Here is a 19365-nt window from a genome sequence, read left to right as displayed (position 1 = left end):
CATGACCACGCAACCACGGGAGACCGGCGACGACATCGCGATCGTCGGGATGGCCGGGAACTTCCCCGGCGCGCCCGACATCGGCAAGTTCTGGGCCGACCTGTGCGCCGGGCGCGACGGCATCACCCGGATGACCCGCGCCGAGCTGCTCGCCGCCGGGGTCCCGCCCGAGGTCGCCGACGACCCCGCGTTCGTGCCCGCGGCCGGGCTGCTGCCGGACATCGACCGCTTCGACGCGGACTTCTTCGGGTACAGCCGGGCCGACGCCGAGGTGCTCGACCCGCAGCACCGGCTGTTCCTCGAGTGCGCCTGGCACGCGCTGGAGGACGCCGGGGTCGACCCGGACAAGATCGAGGGACTGGCCGGCGTGTTCGCCGGTGGCGCGCCCAGCACCTACCTGCTGTCGAACCTGCTGTCGAACGACGTCACCGCGCTGACCGTGGGCCCGGACCAGCTGATCCTGCAGAACGAGAAGGACCTGCTCGCCTCGCGGCTGTCGTTCGCGCTCGACCTGACCGGCCCGTCGGTCAGCGTGCAGAGCTGCAGCTCGACCGCGCTCGCCGCGGTCGCCCAGGGCTGCTCCAGCCTGCTCACCGGCGAGTCCGACCTGGTCGTGACCGGCTCGGTGTCGGTCGTCGTGCCGCAGGAGCCGGGGTACCTCTACCGCGAGGGCAGCCGCTTCGCCCCCGACGGGATCAACCGCATCCTCGACGCCGAGGCCAACGGCAAGGTCCCGGGCAACGGCCTCGGCGTGATCGTCCTGCGGCGCCTGGAAGACGCGCTGGCCGACGGCGACCGCGTGTACGCCGTGATCCGCGGCTGGGCCATCCACCACGAGGGCAACCGCGCGCGCCAGGGTTTCAACCTGCCGGGTGTGCCGGGCCAGGCCGCCGTCGTCGCCGAGGCGATGGCCGCCGCCGCCGTCGAGCCGGCCGAGATCGACCACGTCGAAGTGTCCACTTTGGGCACGCCGTTCGGGGACATCGCCGAGATCTCGGCGCTGCAGAAGATCTTCGACGTCGACAGCGTCGAGAAGGTCACGCTCGGCTCGATCGACGCGAACCTCGGGCACATCAACCAGGCCGGCGGCATCGCCCGGCTGATCAAGGCCGCGCTGGCCCTGCACCACGGGAAGCTGCCGCCCGCGGTCAACTTCGAGAAGCCCAACCCGCAGCTCGCGCACAGCGGTGACAAGCTGGTCGTGCAGCAGGACCTGGCCGACTGGCCACGAGGCGAGCGGCCGCGTCTCGCCGGCGTGAGCGCGTACGGCTTCGGCGGCACCGACGCACACGTCGTCATCGAAGAGGCTCCTGAGGACGTCCCCGAGCGTCCGGCCGCACGGCCGCACCACCTGCTCGTCTGGTCGGCCCGGACCGCCGAGGCGGCCGACGCGACCACGGAACGGCTCGCCGCGAACCGTCCGGAATGGACGGACCTCGCCGACGTCTCCTACACCCTGCAGGCCGGGCGCAAGGCGTTCGAGCACCGCCGGATGACCGTCGTCTCGTCCCTGGACGACGCCGGCGAGGCCTTCGCCGCCGAGACGCGCGTCGTCGCCGAAGCCGGCCCGCCGCCGCGGCAGACGGCCTTCCTGCTCGCCGGGGTCGGTGAGCAGTACCGCGGCATGGCCGGCGGGCTGTACAACTCCGAACCGGAGTTCAAGGCCGCCGTCGACGAGTGTGCCGCCCTGTTCAAGAAGCACCTGGGCACTGACCCGACGGAGAGCCTGCTCGGCGCCCGCGGGGGAGACGGTGGTGACCTGGCCCGGCTGCTCGGCCGTGCGACCGACAGCGAGGAAGCCGGCCCCGCCGTCACGCAGCCCGCGGTGTTCACCCTGGGCTACGCGCTGGGCCGGCTGCTGCGCGCCTGGGGTGTCGAGCCGGCGGTGCTCGCCGGGTACAGCGTCGGCGAGTTCGCCGCCGCCGCGCTCTCGGGCGCGCTGACCCTCGAGGAGGCGACCGCGCTGGTCGCCTTCCGCGCGAAGCTGATCGAGAAGCTGCCGCCCGGCGCGATGGCCGCCGTCCCCGTCGGGGCGGACGAACTGGCCAAGCTGGTCGGCGACGTGACGGCGTTCGGCGTTGACGTCGCCGCGGTCAACGGGCCGAGGATGATCGTGGTCTCCGGCCCCGTCGAAGGTGTCGAGAAGCTGGCCGCCGCGCTTGCCGAGCACGGTGTCCCAGCGCGGCCGCTGCGCACGACCCACGCGTTCCACTCGCGCTCCCTGCGGCCGGCCGCCGCCGAGCTGACGGCCTGGGCGCGGCAGCACCTCACGCCGCGCGAGCCGGACGTGCCCTACCTGTCCAACGTCACCGGCGCGCCGATCACCGCGAAGCAGCTCAAGGACCCCGGTTACTGGGCCGAGCACATGTGCCGCCCGGTGCGGTTCGCGGCCATGATCGAGCATCTCGCCAGTGCCGCACCTGACACGGTGGTCGTGGAGCTGGGAGCCGGGCAGTCGCTCGGTTCGATGTTCCGCGGCCACCCGGACTTCCCGCAGACGTCCTGGCCGCTGCTGGTGCCGACGTTGCCGGGCGAGGCCGATCCTCGCCCGGACACGGCGGTGCTCGCCGAGGCGCTCGGCCGGATGTGGTTGTCCGGGGTGGACCTCGACTGGCGTGCCTACCACGCCGGTCGTGAACCGCGGAAGACCACGCTGCCCGGCTACGCGTTCCAACGCGAGCGCTACTGGATCGAGCCGACGGCGACGCGGTCGGGCGCCGAGGTCGCCCTCGGCGCCCGCGCCGCGAGCACCGCGGCCGCGCCGGTCTACCTCGTCGAAGGCGAGCTGGACCGCACGGCCCGCGACCTCGCCACCCGGCTCGGCGACGAGCTGGGCGCCACGGTCCTGTTCGCCGACGAACAGCCCGGGGGAGCCGACGCCGTGCGCGCCGCCCACGGCCGGCTCGACGGGGTGCTGGACCTGACCACGAGTGAAGCCAAGGAGAAGTCATGAGCCTCGTCGGAGTCGTCGGCGCCGGTGTGATGGGCACCGGCGTCGCGCAGAACCTCGCCACCAGCGGGCACGACGTCGTGCTCGTCGACGTCGACCCGGGCAAGCTGGCCGACGCCCGCGACCGGATCGAGCTCGAGTGCCGGATGAGCCGCATGCTCGGCGGCCCGGAGCTCGACGCGGACGCCGTGCTCGGGCGGATCACCAGCGGCACCGAGCTCGAGCTGCTCGCCGAGACCGAGGTGCTGATCGAGAACATCACCGAGAACTGGGACCTCAAGGCCCGCCTGTACCCGAAGCTCGACGAGGCCTGCAAGGCCGACACGGTGTTCGTCGTCAACACCTCCGCCATCCCGATCACCAAGCTCGCCGCGCTCACCGGCCGCCCGGACAAGGTGATGGGGGTGCACTTCATGAACCCGGTGCCGATGAAGCCGGCGTGCGAGTTCATCCCCGGCTACCACACGAGTGAGTCCACGAAGGACGTCGTGCGGGACCTGCTGCTGTCGATGGGCAAGAAGCCGATCCCGGTCAACGACGCCTCGGGCTTCGTCTCCAACCGCGTCCTGATGTTGACCGTCAACGAAGCCGCGTTCCTGGTGCACGAGGGTGTCGCCGACGCCGCCACCGTCGACGAGGTGTTCCGCAGCTGCTTCGGGCACCCGATGGGCCCGCTGGAGACCGCGGACCTGATCGGCGTCGACACGATCCTCTACAGCGTCGAGGTGCTCTACGACGAGTTCAACGACAGCAAGTACCGCCCCTGCCCGCTGCTCAAGCAGATGACCGCGGCCGGGCTGCACGGCCGCAAGAGCGGCAAGGGCTTCTACAGCTACAGCGCGGCCGGCGCCGGCTGACCCCGCCGGCGCCCCCTTCCCTTACCCGAGAGAGGCTTTCCCATGTCGCAGGACGTCCGCGGCGAGATCCGCACCTTCATCGGGGCGAAGTTCCCCGGCCTGTCGTTCACCGACGAGCAGGACATCTTTGCCCTGGGCTTCGTGAACTCGCTCTTCGCGATGGAGCTCGTCATGTTCATCGAGAAGGCGTTCGCCACCCGGATCCCCAACGAGGAGCTGAAGCTGGACAACTTCCGCACCGTCGAGCGGATGACCGAGCTGGTGCAGCGGCGCACGGCCGCGGCCGCGCACTGACCGAGGAGGCGAAGTGACGGCGAGGACACGGCCGGAAGCCCCCGAGCTCGTCGTGGTCGGGCGCTTCGTCGACGACGAGGTCGGCCCGCACGCGAACGCGTGGGAGCAGGCCGAAGAGATTCCCGACGACGTCCGGCGGCGGGTCGCCGAGCTCGGCCTGTGGGCCCCGTTCCTGCCGGTGGAGTCCGGCGGCGCGGGCATGGACATGGTGACCCTCGGCCGGGTGCACGAGGAGGTCGGCCGCGGCTGTTCGTCCCTGCGCAGCCTGCTGACCGTGCACACCATGGTCACCGCCACGGTCGAGCGCTGGGGTGACGACGAGCAGCGTGAGCGGTGGCTGCCGGCCCTGGCCGCCGGCGACACCCTCGGCGCGTTCTGCCTGACCGACCCGGACTTCAGCGGCAGCGACGCCACCGCGGCCGGCACCGTTGCGGTCGCCGACCACGGCAGCTGGACGCTCACCGGCCGCAAGAAGTGGATCACCGGCGGCCGGCGGGCCGGGCTGCTGCTCGTGTTCGCCCACACGGCGAACGGGATGACCGCGTTCCTGGTGCCGGCCGACCACCCCGGCGTGCGCGTCACGCCGGTCCGGCACGTGCTGGGCACCACGGCCAGCATGCTGGCCACCATCGAGTTCGACGACGTCCGGCTCGACCCGGACGCGCTGGTCGGCCCGCCGGGCTGGGCGGCGGGCACGGTGATGACCGGCGCGCTCGACCTCGGCCGGTACAGCGTCGCCTGCGGCTCGGTCGGGATCATCCGGGGCGCGCTGGCCGCGTCCGCCGCCTACACCTCGGCGCGCTCGGCCGGCGGCGGGCTGCTGCGCGACCTGCCGCAGATCCGCGCCAAGATCAGCGACATGGTCACCGCGCGCGACGCCGCGCGGCTGCTGTGCGAGAAGGCCGGGCGGCTCAAGGACGCCGGTGACCCGGCGACGATCATGGCCACCTGGGTGGCCAAGTACTTCGCGTCCACCGCGGCCGCGCGGGCGGCGTCCGACGCCGTCCAGATCCACGGCGCGAACGGCTGCGGCCCCGACTACCCCGTCGCGCGGCTGTACCGGGACGCGAAGGTCATGGAAATCATCGAGGGCAGCACCCAGATCCAGGAGCTGACCATCGCGGACGAGGCGTATCGGGAGGTGTCGGGATGACTCGCGCGCAAAGTACTGCCGTGGCGGAGAAACCCCAGCGGGGCCGGATCAAGTGCGTGGTCTGGGACCTGGACAACACGGTGTGGGACGGCACCCTGCTGGAGGACGGCGACGTCACCGTCCGGCCGGCGGTCGTCGCCGAGATCAAGCGGCTCGACGAGCTGGGTGTGCTGCACTCGGTGGCCAGCCGCAACGACCACGACGCGGCCATGGCGCGGCTGAAGGCGGCCGGGCTCGACGAGTACTTCCTGCACCCGCAGATCAACTGGAACCCCAAGTCCGGCTCGGTCGACCGGATCGCGAAGGCGCTCAACATCGGCCTGGACGCGATCGCGTTTGTCGACGACCAGCCGTTCGAGCTGGAAGAGGTGGCGCACGCGCTGCCCGCGGTCAAGACCGTCGACGTCGCCCGGCTGGCCGAAACGCTGGCGTCGGAGGAGTTCCGGCCCAAGTTCGTCACCGACGAGTCGCGCGTCCGCCGTCAGCTCTACCGCGCCGCCGCCGAGCGGGACCAGGTGGAGGAGGAGTACGAGGGCACCAACGAAGAGTTCCTGTCCACTTTGGACATGACCTTCACGATCGCCCGGGCCCAGCGGGAGGACCTGCAGCGGGCCGAGGAGCTGACCGTCCGCACCAACCAGCTCAACTCGACCGGGCGGACCTACTCCTACGACGAGCTCGACGCGCTCCGGACCTCACCCGACCACGTGCTGCTGGTCGCGTCGCTGTCGGACAAGTACGGCGGTTACGGCAAGATCGGCCTGGCGCTCGCCGAGCGCGGCGACGAAGCCTGGCACCTGCGGATGATGCTGATGTCGTGCCGCGTGATGTCCCGCGGGGTCGGCACCGTGCTGCTCAACCACATCATGGGCCTGGCCAAGGCCGAGGGCGCCAAGCTGCGCGCCGACTTCGTCGAGACCGGCCGCAACCGCGTCATGTACGTGACCTACGCGTTCGCCGGCTTCTCCGAGATCTCCCGTGACGGCGACCGGCTCGTCCTGGAGTCCGACCTGGAGCGGATCCAGCCGCCGCCGGCCTACCTGACGCTGGAGGTGCGATGACCACGGCAACGGCACGGCCGTGGCTGCCCGGCGGGCTGCCCGAGACCGGCGCCACGAAGCTGTTCTGCTTCCCGCACGCCGGGGCGAGCGCGGCGGTCTACCGGAGCTGGACCGCCGCCGCGGGGGACGACCTGGTGGTGCTCCCAGTCCAGCCGCCCGGCCGCGCCGAGCGAGGCCGGGAACGGCCGCACGACAACGTCGAGGCGCTGGTCGACGACGCCTTCGACGGCCTGGCCGACGCGCTGACCGGGGACTTCGCGTTCTTCGGCCACAGCCTCGGTGCCCTGGTGGCCTACCTGCTGACCCGCCGGCTCGCCGAGCGCGGCGCCACCCTGCCGCGGCACCTGTTCGTGTCCGGCCGGGCCGCGCCGCAGCTGCCCGACACCCGCCCGCCGCTGCGGGCGCTGCCCGACGACCGGCTCGCCGCGGAACTGCACGCCCTCGGCGGACTGCCCGACGTCCTGCGACGGGAGCCCTCGCTGCTGGCGATGTTCCTCCCGCTGATGCGGGCCGACCTGGCGGTCAACGAGACCTACCGGCACGTGCCGGGGGAGCGGCTCCCGGTGCCGGTGACCGCGTTCGGCGGCGACCGCGACCCGCGGGCCGCCGAAGACGAGCTGGCGGCGTGGCTGGAGCTGGGCACGGACCCGGCGATGTTCACCTACGCCGGCGGCCACTTCTACCTCGAGGACCGGGTGCCGGAGCTGCTGCGGGTGATGCGGCGGAGGCTGGCGCGGTGACAACGGAGTGGTCCCCGGCGTGGCGGCAGCCGTCGGGCGCAGTGGGCGAGCGGCTACGCCCGGGCCGCGACGTCCACGTCTGGCGCATCGCCCTGGGCCGTGTGCTCGCACCGTCCGAGGTCTGCGGCCTGCTCGGCCGGCTGTCCGACGACGAGCTGCGCCGCGCGGCCCGGATCACGGTCGACGAAGAGCGCACGCGGTTCCTGGCCTCGCACGTCGCCCTGCGTGACGTCCTGGCCGGCTACGTGCCCGGTGACCTGCGGTTCACCCGCGACGGCGACCGCCCGGCCCTGGCCGGCGACACCGGGCTGGAGTTCAGCCTGTCCCGGTCCGGCGGCCTGGCACTGGTCGCCGTGGCCACCGACGTGCGCGTCGGCGTGGACGTCGAAGAGATCCGACCTGTGGACCACACCGGCCTGGCGTCCCGGACCTTGGTTCCGTCCGAAGCGGCCGACGTCCGTGAGCCGGAGACGTTCTTCCGGTACTGGACCTGCAAAGAGGCGTACCTGAAGGCCGAAGGTGTCGGCCTGGCAGGCTTGCCGGGCCCGGCGTTCACCCTCACCGGCGGCGACGTGCTGTTCCCTTCTCCGGGTGGTCCTGAATGGACGGTCACGGAGCTGAACGCCGGCCCCGGGCACGCCGCGGCGCTGGCCGTCCCCGCGCGCCCGTTAACGGTGCGCGCCTTCGACTGGCTCCCGGGCCGAGTCCCGGCCGGGGCGCACGGGAAAGGAGAGACATGACCGAGCCGCGAGCGGAGCTCGAAGAGTTCATCCAGACCAAGGAGTTCAGCTGCCTGGGCGCCCGTTCGGCGCTGAAGCGCGGCTCGATCGTCCACGGCCACTACCCGGCACTGGGCGACCCGGAGTCGGCGCGCGCCAACTACCGTGACCTGCTCGGTTACGCCCGCGGCATCCGCCCGACACTCTCGGACAAGAGCTTCCGCACGTTCGTCTCGACGTTCGAGGCACCCGGCGGAATCCTCGACGAAGAGGAGCACGAGCGCCTGCTGTGGCAGCACCTGCAACACATGCACGATATCGACAGCCGCACGTACGGCCTCGACGAAGGCGCGACGTCCGACCCGAACGAGCCCAACTTCGGCTTCCACGTGGCCGGCCACGCGTTTTTCATCGTCGGCATGCACCCGGGCGCGTCCCGGGCGAGCCGCCGGTTCGTCCGCCCGGCGATCGCGTTCAACTCGCTGATGCAGTTCATGCTGCTCGGCGACAAGTTCTTCTCGATGCAGGACGCGATCCGCAAGCGCGAGTCCACGAACAACGGCTCGGTGAACCCGAGCTTCACGACGTACGAGTACCAGATGCCGTCCAGGCACTTCGCCGGCCGGATGACCGAAGAGGACTGGAAGTGCCCGTTCAGTTCCCGGCACGAGGCATCGACGGTCAAGTACGACGCGGACGTGATGCAGCGCCCGGCCAGCTGACGGCGGGCGTGGGTGCAGGCCCGTAGCCGGTTGGCTGCGGGCCTTTCCCGTTGTTCGGTTGTTCATGCCGCGAATGGCAGGGGTTGGTGGAGGTTGTTGCGCCGGGGTTTTCGGCGTTTGTCCAGGAACACCGGGGGTAAGAACTCCGGTAGGCCGTCGGCGGCGATGCGAACTTCCCACCCGGAGCGGTGCAGCAGCCGGTGGTGATGAGCGCACATCAGGACCAGGTTGCCCAGGTCGGTGGGGCCGCCGTCGGCCCAGTGGCGAATGTGGTGCCCCTGGCAGTGTCGCGGTGGGCGGTGGCAGCCGGGGAAGGCGCATCCGCGATCCCGGAGGTAGAGGGCGCGGCGAAGTTTGAGCGGGACTAGTCGGCGTGAGCGGCCGAGATCGAGCAGTTCGCTCTTGTTGCCTAATACCGCCGGGATGAGTTTGCAGTCGCATGCGTGGATCCGGGCTTCGGCGGCGGAGATGCGGCCGGTGTCGCCGAGGGTGGCCTTGCCGATGCCAGACTGAAGGTCTTCCAGTGAGACCGCGACCATCACGTGGGCTCGTTCGCCGGCCTGCGTCGGCAGGTCCGGGGAGTTGAGGGCGAGGTTGATGGCGTCGGAGAAGGCGTCACCGTAGCGTTCCTGTGGGGAGCGAAGGTCGCCGCCGTCGTCGGCGGTGCGGCGTTGGGCGAGCGCGTCGAGGAGAGCGCTGGCGCGAGTGCCGGTCTCATCGTCGAAGCGACCGTTCAGCTCCCACACCCCGGATCTCTTGCGGCGCAGGGAAAGCTCTCGGGTGGGCACAGACGGTTCGGTCTCGTCCGGCTCAGCACCATCGGGATCGAGGTGAGCCACGATCCGTTCCCCCAGCGCTGCAACCTGCTTGTGCCCGGCGTCGGAGGAGAAGGACAGCAAGTCGCGTTCAGCATCGTCGCGGTGTTCGGCCGGAACCTGTGTCAGGGCAGCGACGATGGTGTCGATCATCGGGGTGCTCAACCGACCGTCCAGGGCGGCGACGCCGGTGGCGGGAGCAACAGCGGGAACGGTAGTGCCATCGAGATTCCGGCCGGAGTTCAGCGCCCGGGCTCGTTTGACCACAGTCTCAGCAGCAGCCTTGGGAACGTCAGCCAGGTGCTCGAACAACCGAGCAACAGACCGATACCCGAACAACTCCATCACACCACGGGACTCGATTTCCACCAGCAGCGAACCGATCTCAGCCTCAGCGGACCGCACGACGGTGAGCAGCGCGGAGATACGGTCGGCCAAGGCCACCGCATCCGCTTGCCACACCGTTTCGCCGTCCACACAACAAGATTACCGGAAGTCGAACGCGTGTTCATCACTCGATCAGGTGGAAGCGGCGGCCCGGCAGGGACACCGTTGCGTGGGGAATCGGCGCTCCCGCACCGAGCGACAAGCAACCACAGCAAGCGCCGATTTCCCACGCCCCGGCGAAGCCGCATCTTGAAAACCCAGGACGGAAAACCCACGGAGCAAGCAAAAAGTTCAGGCAGGAATCTCCGCACGAACCGGCCGCCCCACCGGCCGCCGCAGCAGCTCGGTACGCACCGCCCGCGGAATCCGCTGATAAGCCACCTCCCGCAACGCAGCCCGCCGGAAGCTGAAACCACCCTCCTCACGCTGCAGCACGTCCCGCTCCGCCAGCGCAGTCAGAGCCGAAGCGACCTCCGCCGGCGAACGGTCACACACCGAAGAAACGTCCGAAGCGTCAAAGACGTCACCAGTCAACGACGCCGCCTTCAGGACAGCCTTTTCCGTCGAGGGCAAGCTGTCCAGCAACGCCGCCAGAGTACGGCGCACCAGCGGAGGCATCGCCTGCGAAGCAAAGGGAGTCGTGCGTCCCCGGACACCGTCGGCGTAGGCATGGGCGAACCGCGGATTGCCACCGATGCGCGTGATCAGCTCGCGTTTCCCACGAGCCAAGCGGGTCGTACCCGGCAGCAGGACGTCGAGCAGACCCGCCACCGCATCGTCGGCGAGCGGGGCGAGCGTGATGGTCGTCTGTCCGGGAGAAGTGCCGGGCGATGCAAGCCGCGCTGCCGCAACCACCAGCACCGGCAGCCCCGCACAGACACCGCCCAGCCCGGCGATCGCCTCCTGCAGACCGGCTTCGTGGACGTCGTCGGCCAGCAGCACCAGCGGGCCGTACGCGGTCAGCTCGGTCGCAGCCGCGCGCAGCGCCGCGTCGTCGCCGTCGGACCGCAACCGGGCCACAGTGCGCGGGAGCAACCCAGGCGCGCCGGCGAACGTCGTGGCCAGGTCGCCGGCCGCTTCGAGCACCCGCACCTCCGGCCGCTTCGCCAGCAGCTCGCCGAACTCCGCGAGCAGCCGCGTCTTCCCGATACCGGGCTCGCCGAGCACCGTCACCCGGTGCGGGCGGCCGCCCGTCTCGACAAAGCCGAGGAAGTGATCCAGCAGGTCGAGGTCGTGGTCGCGGCCGGCGAAGGTGCCCGGGTCGGGCGTCTCGGCCACCGGGTGCGGGCGCACCGAGCCCGCCTGCCACCAGTCGGGGGAGTCGTCGGCCGCGCCGTAGACCACCGTGGGCTCGCTCGCCTCCCGCACCGCGTCCGAAACCCGGACCCGGCCGTCGGGGGCGGCCAGGGCGGACCGGACGCAGCGGTCCAGCACCGGGCCGGTGACCACCGGGCCGTCCGGGGTGACCTCGGCGAGGACGTCACCCGAGTCGACGCCGATCTGCGTGACGACACCGGCCGCGGCCAGCCGGTCGCGGATCCGCAGCGCGGTGCGGACCGCGCGCACGGCGTCGTCGTCGCGGGAGCCGGGCAGGCCGAACACCGCCAGCAGCACCGGGCCCGGCCCGCCGGGCAGGTGGGCGCCTTCGGCCTCTTCCTCGGTCACGGCACGCATCTGGGCGAGGACGTCGACGGCGTCTTCGGGGTCGTCGTCGCCGGTGGCGGCGGGCGCGATGCCGACCACGACGACCGGCTTCCGCTCGGCGTCGGCCGGCTCCGGACGCGGCCCGGCGACCGCGATCACCGGCGGCGCGGACGTGACAGGCGGAGCCGGCGAGACGGGCGCGACCGGCCGGGGCGCGGGTTCGGGTGCCGGCTCGTGGGTCAGCAGGGTGTCGTCGTGCTGCAGGATCGCGCGTTCCAGCTCACGCAGCTCCTTGCCCGGCTCCAGGCCCAGCCCGTCGGCGAGCGCGGCTCGCGTCGCGCGGAAGACCTCCAGGGCGTCGACGTGCCGGCCACAGCGGTACAGCGCCGTCATCAGCTGGCCGTTGAGCCGCTCGCGGTTCGGGTGGGCCTCGGCCAGCGCCCGCAGGTCGGTGAGCACTTCGTGGTGGCGTCCGCGGTCCAGTTCGAGGGCGAACAGCTCCTCGTGCCCGGCCAGCCGCTCGTCCTCGAGCGCGGTGAGCTCGGGCCAGGCGACGCCGGTCTCGGCGAGGTCGGCCAGCATCCGGCCGCGCCACAGCCCGAGGGCCTCGCGATAAGCCGCGACGGCGGTGTCGTCGTCGCCCGCGCTCCGGCCGGCCGCGACCAGCCGCCGGAAGCGCGCGACGTCGACCTGCTCGCTGTCGACCCGCAGCAGGTAACCGGGCGCGTGGGTGAGCAGCATCGGCTGCTCCTCCCCGGCGCCGGACCGCGCGGCGAGGGTCGTGCGCAAGCCCGACACGGCGTTCTGCACCATCTTCCGCGCGGTCGCCGGGACCCCGTCCGGCCAGAGGGCCGAGAGCAGCGTGCTGGTCGCGACGACCTCGTTGTGGTGCAGCAGGAGGAAGGCCAGCACGGCGCGCTGGGTCGCCCCCCGCAGCACGACCGGGCGTCCGTCGTGGACTACGTCGAGAGGGCCGAGAAGGTCGAAACGCACGGGTCACCGCCTTTTCCGGGCTTGCGAAGACGATCTCCACCGTGGGCCACGACCGGGGTCGCCGACAACGCCTGGGGCCCGATACTGGCGGGCTGCCAGGCCGGACCGGAACGATGCCAGTTACCGCCGGATGTGTTGACGATGACCGGGGGAACTGCTAACGGAGATTTCCGGAGAAGAGGGGAACCGGGGCTGCGCCCGGCGCGTCCGAGTGGCCGTGGTGGCGAGCCGGAGGGCCGCCCGGCCCGCGCGGTGGTCCGCGGCCCGGGCCATGGGTGCTGCTCGCAGGCACTGTCCACAAAGTACTGCGCACTCGCGCCACCACGCGCGAACGGCGCCCGGGCCGACCGGTAGGTTGCGGACCGTGTCCAGTCCGCCCGTGACCGTGCCCGAAGCGGTGCTGCGCGCCTCGATCGTGGAGCGGCTGTTCGCGCGCGCGGACGACGGCCGGCCGCTGTTCACCCACCAGGACCACACCCACGGCGCGGAGCACACGCTGACGTGGGCGGAGTTCGCCGCTCGCGTCCGGGTGGTCGCGGGTGAGCTGCGTCGGCTCGCGGAGCCGGGGGAGCGGGTGGCGATCCTCGCCGGGCAGGAGCTCGCCTACCCGCTCGCGTTCTTCGGCGCGCTCGCCGCCGGCCTGGTCGCCGTGCCGCTGATGGCGCCGTCGAACCCCGCCCAGGCCGAGCGGCTCGCCGGGATCCTCGCCGACTCCGGCGCGCGGGTCCGGCTGACGTCCAAGGCCGCGGCAGCGCGGGTGCCGGGTGACGACCTCGTCGTGGTCGACGAGCTGACCGGGCCGGGCGCCGATCCGGTGCCGGTGGACCCGGAGACACCCGCCTACCTGCAGTACACCTCGGGGTCGACGCGGGAGCCGGCCGGCGCGATGATCCCGCACCGGGCGATCGTCGCGGCGTGCTGGCAGGGCAGCCACGCCTACCACGTCGACGAGGGCACAACCTGCGCCGGCTGGATCCCGTTCTTCCACGACATGGGCCTGATCCAGCTGCTGTGCCTGCCGGTCTTCGCCGGCGGGCGCGCGGTGTTCATGGCCCCGGCCGAGTTCGTGCACCGGCCGCGGCGCTGGCTGCGGCAGCTGAGCGACTACCCCGCGGTGTTCACCGCCGCGCCGAACTTCGCCTACGACCTCGCGGCCGACGCCGGCGCCGAAGCCGACCTGGACCTGTCCGGCGTGAGCGTCGCGCTCAACGGCAGCGAACCCGTCCGGCCCCGGACGGTAGAGCGCTTTCAGGAGGTCTTCGGCCCGTACGGGTTCCGGCGCGAGGCGCATTGTCCGTCCTACGGGCTCGCCGAGGCCACTGTGTACGTCGCGAGCGCGGGGCCGGAAGGGCCGCGTGGCGCGGTGTTCGACCGGGAAATCCTCGCGCAGGGCCAGGCCGTCGAAACCGTCGACGGGCAGGAACTCGTTTCGGTGGGCCGTCCGGTCGGGCAGCTGGTGCGGATCGTCCGCGACGGCCGGGAGCAGCCCGATGGCGACGTCGGCGAGATCTGGGTGCACGGCCCCAACGTCGCCACCGGCTACTGGGGACGCGGTGACAGCACCACGTTCGGTGCCACACTCGACGGCCTCGACGGCTGGCTGCGCACCGGCGACCTCGGCGTGGTGCACCGCGGCGACCTCTACGTCACCGGCCGGCTCAAGGACCTCATCGTCATCGACGGCCGCAACTTCCACCCGCAGGACATCGAGGCGTCGGCGGGTGAGGCCCACCCCGCTGTGCGCCGCGACCGCGTCGCCGCCTTCGGCGTGTCCGACGACGAGGGGGAAGGGGCGGTGGTGGTGGCCGAATGGGCACGCGACGCCGTCGCGGACACCAAAGAGGTGACCAGAGCCGTGCTGCGTGCCGTGTCGCGGGAGCACGATCTCACGCTCCGTGCGGTACGTCTGGTCCCTTCCGGCGGACTTCCGCGCACATCGAGTGGCAAGGTCGCCCGGTCGGCCGCCAAGGCACGTTATGGTGACGGCCGTGGGTGATCACCGCGCCGAGGTCATGAAGGTCGTCTCCGACACCTTCCGGCTGGACCCGGCCCTCGTCGAGCCCGACGCCCCGCTGGAGGAGCTCGGCATCGACTCGAAGGGCCGGATCCGCCTGCTGGCGGCGCTGGAGGTCTATTACGGGGTCACGATCGACCTGGACCTGCTCGACCGCTTCACCGACGTGGGATCCGTGGCCGACGTGCTCGCGGAAGCCCTGGGAACCGAAGGAACTGAGGAGAGGCGCTGACATGAGCGGCGGGGGGTACACCGCGACGACGGAAGCGTTGTCGACGGCGTCCAAGACCATCGGGGACCTGGCGGAGCACCTGCTGGACGACAACCCGGACCTGCAGACCCCGCAGGTGACCGCGGAGGGCTTCGGCCGGGCGCACAACGCCCACGCGGCGAAGTACACCGCGGGCGCGCAGGCGCTCTGGGCCGCGGTCTCCGGGTACAGCAGCACACTGGGTTCGTTCGGCTCGAACCTCGGCACCGCCGGGTCGAGCTACAGCGCCAACGAAGACAACCAGTCGGGCGCCATCACCAACGCCGGGGGCTCGCTCTGATGGCCGACAAGAAGAAGTGGTCCGACGTCAAGGCGCTGCTCGACGACCCGAGCGTGCCCGCCGCGCAGAAGAGCGCGCTGATCAGCAGCTGGCTGCGGGAGAACCCGCCACCGCCGCCGTTCCTGGCCGACCAGGAACCGGACGACATCAAGCAGAAGCGGCAGGAAGCCGAGAAGTACGCCGGCGCCTACAACGCGAACCCGCTGTTCGCCGGGCAGTCGGTCGACGAGGCGTTCGACAAGGCCAAGTCGAGCGGTGACCAGAACTCCTACAACGAAGACCAGGAGAAGAAGGCCGTCGACGACGGCAAGGCCAAGCTGGACGGGGCCAAGCCGCCCGCCTCGGCCGACGGCGGGGGCAGCACCGGGACGAAGACGTCGGACGAGATCTTCGACGCCGCCGCGCCCGCGCTGAAGCTGTTCGAGACCTTCGGGTCGCTGCTGGCGAAGATCCCGGCCGACTGCCGCGGCAACACCCGCGCGCTCGACCTGGACAAGGACATCCGCACGCCGTTCGACGAGCAGCGGGGGATCAGCTTCGAGCACTTCGTCCAGGACGCCGCGCACTTCAAGACCGGCTCCGAGACGGTCGACCGGACGGTCGAGGACACCGGCTCCCAGCTCGGCAGCCTGTACAAGACGTGGAGCGGTGCGGGTGCGGACGCCGCGTCCGACACCTACAACGACAAGATCCAGCCCAAGGCCGCGAAGCTGTCGCAGACGCTCGGCAACGTGAGCGAGGCGACGCTTTCCACCGCGACCACGGTGTTCCAGCTGTGCAAGGGCAAGGCCGACGCGGTGGTCGGGATGTACACCGACCTGGTCGGCAAGGCCGACTACACGATGGCGCAGAAGGTCATCGCGGTCGCCAGCGGCGAGCACGGCAACGAGCAGGACCTGGCCCAGATCGCGGGCTGGATGGACCTCAACTTCGGCACCAACCTGGTCAAGACCCTCAACGACCAGGGCTGCTGCGACGGCGACGAGATCAAGAAGCACGGCCAGGACCTGGCCAAGCAGTGGATCCAGAACCAGTTCAACCCCGACATGTGGGACCGGCTGTACCAGGGCTTCGTGAAGACCTGCAAGGACACCAAGGACCTGGTCGACCAGGCGTACGACGCCCTCGACAAGGTCATGGGCGCGGTGAAGAACGAGTTCGAGGGTGTGTCGCTGCCCGGTGGTTCGGGTTCCGGGACCGGTGGTCCTGGTGCTCCGGGCGGCTCGGGTGGCGGTCCCGGTGGCTCGGGCAGCGGGTCCGGTTCGGGCACCGGTGCGCCCGGTGGGGGTTCCGGCTCGGGCTCGGGCGCGCCGGGTGGCGGTTCCGGCTCGGGCGCGGGTGCGCCCGGCGGTGGTTCCGGCTCGGGTGGCGGGGGCGGCCCGGTGCCGAACATTCCCGAGGGTGGCTCCGGCTCCGGTTCCGGCGTGCCCGGCGGTGGTGCGGGCGGAGGCTCGGGCAGTGATCTGCCCAGTGGTTCCGGTGGTTCCGGTGCGGGCGGTGTTCCCACACCGTCGGTCCCGGATCTGCCGACGGGGTCCGGTGGCGGGTCCGGCTCGGGCAGCGGTTCGGGTGCGGGTGGTGGCTCGATGCCGTCGATCCCGGACCTGTCCACGGGCTCCGGCGACAGCGGCGGCTCCGGCCTCGGCTCGGGCGGCTCGGGTTCCGGCTCGGGCGGTGGCTCCGGTTCTGGTTCCGGTGGTGACGACACGGCGCCTTCGTCGGTGCCGTCGCCGTCCGCCAGTGGCCAGGAAGCGGCGGCCGCGGCCGCCGAAGAGGCGAAGAAGAAGGCCACGGACGCGCTGAACCAGTTCAGTGGCCCCGGGATCGAGACGGAGTCCGGAGCCGGTTCGGGTGCGGGCGAAGGCCTCGGGGGTGGTTCCGGCTCGGGCGGTGCTCCCGGCCTGGGCGACACCGGTTCGGGGTCGGGCTCGGGTTCGGGCGGCGGCTCCGGGTCGGGTTCCGGTTCCGGCTCCGGTGATGACGGCAAGGCGGCGGCCGAGCAGGCCGCGGAGGAAGCGAAGCAGAAGGCGGCCGACGCGCTGAAGGAGTTCAGCGGCCCCGGGATCGAGACCGAGCCGGGCGGCAGCGGCCTGGACGGCGGCACCGGCGGGGACAAGGACGGTGACGGTAAGCCGGACAGTCTGCCCGGCGGGGACAAGGACGGTGACGGTAAGCCGGACAGCCCGCTGGGTGAAGACAAAGATGGCGACGGCAAGCCCGACGATCTCCTGGGTGCGGACAAGGACGGCGACGGCAAGCCGGACAGCCTGCTCGGTGACGACAAGGACGGCGACGACACCCCCGACACCCTGAAGGTCAAGCAGGGTGACAAGACCTTCGAGATGACCGAGCCGGACCACGACGGCAAGATGGACATCAAGGTCGGCGACGGTTCCGGCCCGTTGAAGGACTTCAAGCTCGACTGGTCCGACGACGCCAAGGCCGGCGACGGTCCACAGGGGACGGACGACGTCCACTGCCCCGGCCCGGACGGCAAGATCCACATCGAAGACGGCGGCGTGAAGATCACCGCCGAGCGGCCCGACGGCCCGACCGTCGTGACCGTCGACGACGGCAGCGGCACCCCGACCACCTACACCCTGGGCGAGGACGACAAGGACGGCCCGAAGCACCTGCTCGACGACACGCTCGGCGGCGACGACAGGAAGGACGTCCTCGGCGACACCCCGAGCTCACCCGCGCACAGCCTGAAGACCGACGACCTGCCCACCCACAGCGGCACCCTCGACGGGATCGGCGCCGGGGGCGGCGGTGGCGGCGGGCACGGACTGTCGGCGGCCGGCCTCGACCCGGTCGGCGCGGGCGCAGGCGCCGGTGTGGGTGTCGCGTCGGGCGGCGGTCTCGGCGAGGCGCCGTCGTTGTCGGAGGGCGTCCACAGCGGGGTCGGCGCGCACCAGCAGCAGCCCGTGACGGCGGGGTTCGCCCCCTCGGCCGCCGGCGCACCGGGAGCGACCGGGCAGTCGATGGGCGGCGGCATGGCGCCGATGGGTGGCATGGGCGGCGGCGGAGCCGGCGGCGGTGACCAGGAGCGGACCAACCGGGCGTACCGGATCGAGGGCGCCGTCTTCGAGCCGATGGCCGAACCCACCGGGCGCATCATGGGCTCACTGGACGACGAGGAGCCGCCGGTCATCCGCCGGCGGTGAGCGGTGGCAGAGGAGCACGCATGACCGACATGGCCGGGATGAAGGCCGAGCTGGACGGCCTGGTCCGCGAGCAGTCCGAGCGCCGCGCCCTGCGTGAACAGCGGGGCGAGGAGATCAAGGCCCGCTCGCAGGAGTACATGACCAAGCAGGTCCAGGCCGCCGAGCGTTACGTGGAGCGGCGCCGGGAGCTCGCGCAACGCAAGACGAAGTCCGGCTGGAGCACCGACCGGACCAGCGCCGAGCCCCCGTCACCCTTCGACTCCGACGCCTTCGGCAGCGAGCCCGGCACGGCGTCCCCGTTCGCCCCCTCGGCGACACCGCCGCCGTCGCCGCGGGACGAGTCACCTCGGCGCGCCCGCCGCCCCCGAGCGGCAGACGCCGAGGGTGACGACGGCTTCAACAACCCCTGGTGACACCGGCCTGAGGGTAGGGCCGGCCGCGCGGTGCCCGCTGCGCGGCCGGCCCCGACCGCCTGCGCATCCGGGGTTCACGGCGACCAGAGATCCACCGCGATCTCACCCAACCGCTCGCTGAACACCCCACCCGGACTGACCCGCCGCAGCAACTCCCGCAGCTCGGCTTCGAAAGCTGCCTGCCGCTCCCCGAACAGGTGCGGCGCCGCGCTGGACAGGGAAAACACCCCCGCCACCACCTCGTCGGCCGTGCGGGTGACCACCCGGCCCGGCACCTCGAACCGCCGCGGCCCGTGGAAGCCCGCCGCGCGGTACACCTCCGCCTCACCGCTGGCCGTGCCGTTCGGCAACGAACCCTGGCCGGCGCGCCGCACCGGGCCGAGGTAGCTCCGGACCAGCTCCGTGATCTCCGTGTGCGGCACGGATCCGTCCACACCCTGGTGCGTCGTCGCGTGCACGTGGGCGCAGAAACCGCCCGGCTCCAGCATGCCGCGCACCGTCGCCGCGACGCGGGGCCGGTCGAGCCAGTGGAACGACTGCGCGAACGTGACCAGCCGGAACCGGCCCAGTCCGGCCGGCAGGTCCTCGGCCCGCAGGTGCACCCACCGGCAGTTCCGGACCTTCCCGGCGAGCCGACGAGCCTCGAGGAGCATGTCGGCGTCCGCGTCCACCCCGACCGCCTCTTCGAACGAACCGGCCAGGAGCAGCGTCAGCGACCCGGGCCCGCAGCCGACGTCGAGCAGGCGGCCCGAACCGTCCAGGCCCGCCTCGGCGACGATCGCCGCAGCCAGCTCCGGCGGGTACGCGGCCCGCCCACGTGCGTAGTACTCGGCACTGCCCGCATACAACGTCGGATCCCCGGTCATGCCCCCACCGTAGATACTC

16 protein-coding genes are annotated in these 19365 nt (G+C 71.8%); 13 read left to right on the top strand and 3 right to left on the bottom strand.

Translation table 11 applies throughout. From position 1 onward, the window contains the following. Position 1: 1 nt before the first annotated feature. From ACIA5G_RS11805 to gntA, 8 genes are read left to right on the top strand one after another with little or no spacing between them, the layout of a single operon-like run. Complete coding sequence (locus ACIA5G_RS11805; RefSeq protein WP_395922621.1) at positions 2–2953, top strand: type I polyketide synthase; 2952 nt, start codon at positions 2–4, stop codon at positions 2951–2953. Further along, positions 2950–3807, top strand: a complete 858-nt coding sequence (locus ACIA5G_RS11800) for a 3-hydroxyacyl-CoA dehydrogenase family protein (protein WP_395922620.1) — start codon at positions 2950–2952, stop codon at positions 3805–3807. Before ACIA5G_RS11805 ends, ACIA5G_RS11800 begins: the two co-directional genes overlap by 4 nt. Before the next feature lie 42 nt (positions 3808–3849). Continuing rightward, positions 3850–4101: an acyl carrier protein gene (locus ACIA5G_RS11795; RefSeq protein ID WP_395922619.1), complete on the top strand. Its 252-nt coding sequence runs from the start codon at positions 3850–3852 to the stop codon at positions 4099–4101. Between the two features lie 13 nt (positions 4102–4114). Beyond that, complete coding sequence (locus tag ACIA5G_RS11790; RefSeq protein ID WP_395922618.1) at positions 4115–5254, top strand: acyl-CoA dehydrogenase family protein; 1140 nt, start codon at positions 4115–4117, stop codon at positions 5252–5254. After that, positions 5251–6315, top strand: coding sequence for an HAD-IIIC family phosphatase (locus ACIA5G_RS11785; protein ID WP_395922617.1), 1065 nt, complete (start codon positions 5251–5253; stop codon positions 6313–6315). Before ACIA5G_RS11790 ends, ACIA5G_RS11785 begins: the two co-directional genes overlap by 4 nt. Then, complete coding sequence (locus ACIA5G_RS11780; RefSeq protein ID WP_395922615.1) at positions 6312–7055, top strand: thioesterase II family protein; 744 nt, start codon at positions 6312–6314, stop codon at positions 7053–7055. Before ACIA5G_RS11785 ends, ACIA5G_RS11780 begins: the two co-directional genes overlap by 4 nt. Then, a complete protein-coding gene (locus ACIA5G_RS11775) occupies positions 7052–7795 on the top strand; it encodes a 4'-phosphopantetheinyl transferase family protein (RefSeq protein WP_395922613.1) in 744 nt (247 codons plus the stop codon). The genes ACIA5G_RS11780 and ACIA5G_RS11775 overlap by 4 nt, the downstream gene beginning before the upstream one ends. Then, on the top strand, positions 7792–8496 hold the full coding sequence (gene gntA / locus ACIA5G_RS11770) for a guanitoxin biosynthesis heme-dependent pre-guanitoxin N-hydroxylase GntA (RefSeq protein ID WP_395922611.1): 705 nt from the start codon (positions 7792–7794) through the stop codon (positions 8494–8496). The genes ACIA5G_RS11775 and gntA overlap by 4 nt, the downstream gene beginning before the upstream one ends. A 62-nt stretch (positions 8497–8558) precedes the next feature. Here the strand turns inward: gntA and ACIA5G_RS11765 are convergent, their stop codons facing one another. Together ACIA5G_RS11765 and ACIA5G_RS11760 are read right to left on the bottom strand one after the other, a co-directional pair. After that, complete coding sequence (locus ACIA5G_RS11765; protein ID WP_395922609.1) at positions 8559–9788, bottom strand: DUF222 domain-containing protein; 1230 nt, start codon at positions 9786–9788, stop codon at positions 8559–8561. A gap of 201 nt (positions 9789–9989) precedes the next feature. Continuing rightward, on the bottom strand, positions 9990–12335 hold the full coding sequence (locus ACIA5G_RS11760; RefSeq protein ID WP_395922607.1) for a BTAD domain-containing putative transcriptional regulator: 2346 nt from the start codon (positions 12333–12335) through the stop codon (positions 9990–9992). A 379-nt stretch (positions 12336–12714) separates the two neighbouring features. On the opposite strand from ACIA5G_RS11760, the gene ACIA5G_RS11755 reads away from it, so the two are divergent. The 5 genes from ACIA5G_RS11755 to ACIA5G_RS11735 are packed head-to-tail and all read left to right on the top strand — an operon-like array spanning position 12715 to position 18480. After that, a complete protein-coding gene (locus ACIA5G_RS11755) occupies positions 12715–14331 on the top strand; it encodes a fatty acyl-AMP ligase (RefSeq protein ID WP_395923507.1) in 1617 nt (538 codons plus the stop codon). Next, a complete protein-coding gene (locus ACIA5G_RS11750; RefSeq protein WP_395922606.1) occupies positions 14312–14581 on the top strand; it encodes an acyl carrier protein in 270 nt (89 codons plus the stop codon). Before ACIA5G_RS11755 ends, ACIA5G_RS11750 begins: the two co-directional genes overlap by 20 nt. A 1-nt stretch (position 14582) precedes the next feature. Further along, positions 14583–14900 (top strand): hypothetical protein, encoded by a 318-nt coding sequence (locus ACIA5G_RS11745; protein ID WP_395922605.1) that lies wholly within the window; start codon positions 14583–14585, stop codon positions 14898–14900. Continuing rightward, positions 14900–18067 (top strand): WXG100 family type VII secretion target, encoded by a 3168-nt coding sequence (locus tag ACIA5G_RS11740; protein ID WP_395922604.1) that lies wholly within the window; start codon positions 14900–14902, stop codon positions 18065–18067. Before ACIA5G_RS11745 ends, ACIA5G_RS11740 begins: the two co-directional genes overlap by 1 nt. 20 nt (positions 18068–18087) lie before the next feature. Continuing rightward, positions 18088–18480 carry a hypothetical protein gene (locus ACIA5G_RS11735; RefSeq protein WP_395922603.1) on the top strand — a complete coding sequence of 131 codons (393 nt, stop codon included), beginning with the start codon at positions 18088–18090 and terminating at the stop codon, positions 18478–18480. Between the two features lie 74 nt (positions 18481–18554). Here the strand turns inward: ACIA5G_RS11735 and ACIA5G_RS11730 are convergent, their stop codons facing one another. Then, entirely contained in the window at positions 18555–19346 is a 792-nt protein-coding gene (locus tag ACIA5G_RS11730) for a class I SAM-dependent methyltransferase (protein WP_395922601.1), read from the bottom strand. Positions 19347–19365: the final 19 nt, after the last annotated feature.

Origin of the sequence: Amycolatopsis sp. NPDC051758 (genome assembly GCF_044453095.1) — a bacterium.
GTDB lineage: Bacteria > Actinomycetota > Actinomycetes > Mycobacteriales > Pseudonocardiaceae > Amycolatopsis.
Note: the sequence above shows the minus strand (reverse complement) of the source record. Positions and strands in the feature narration are given on the sequence as shown.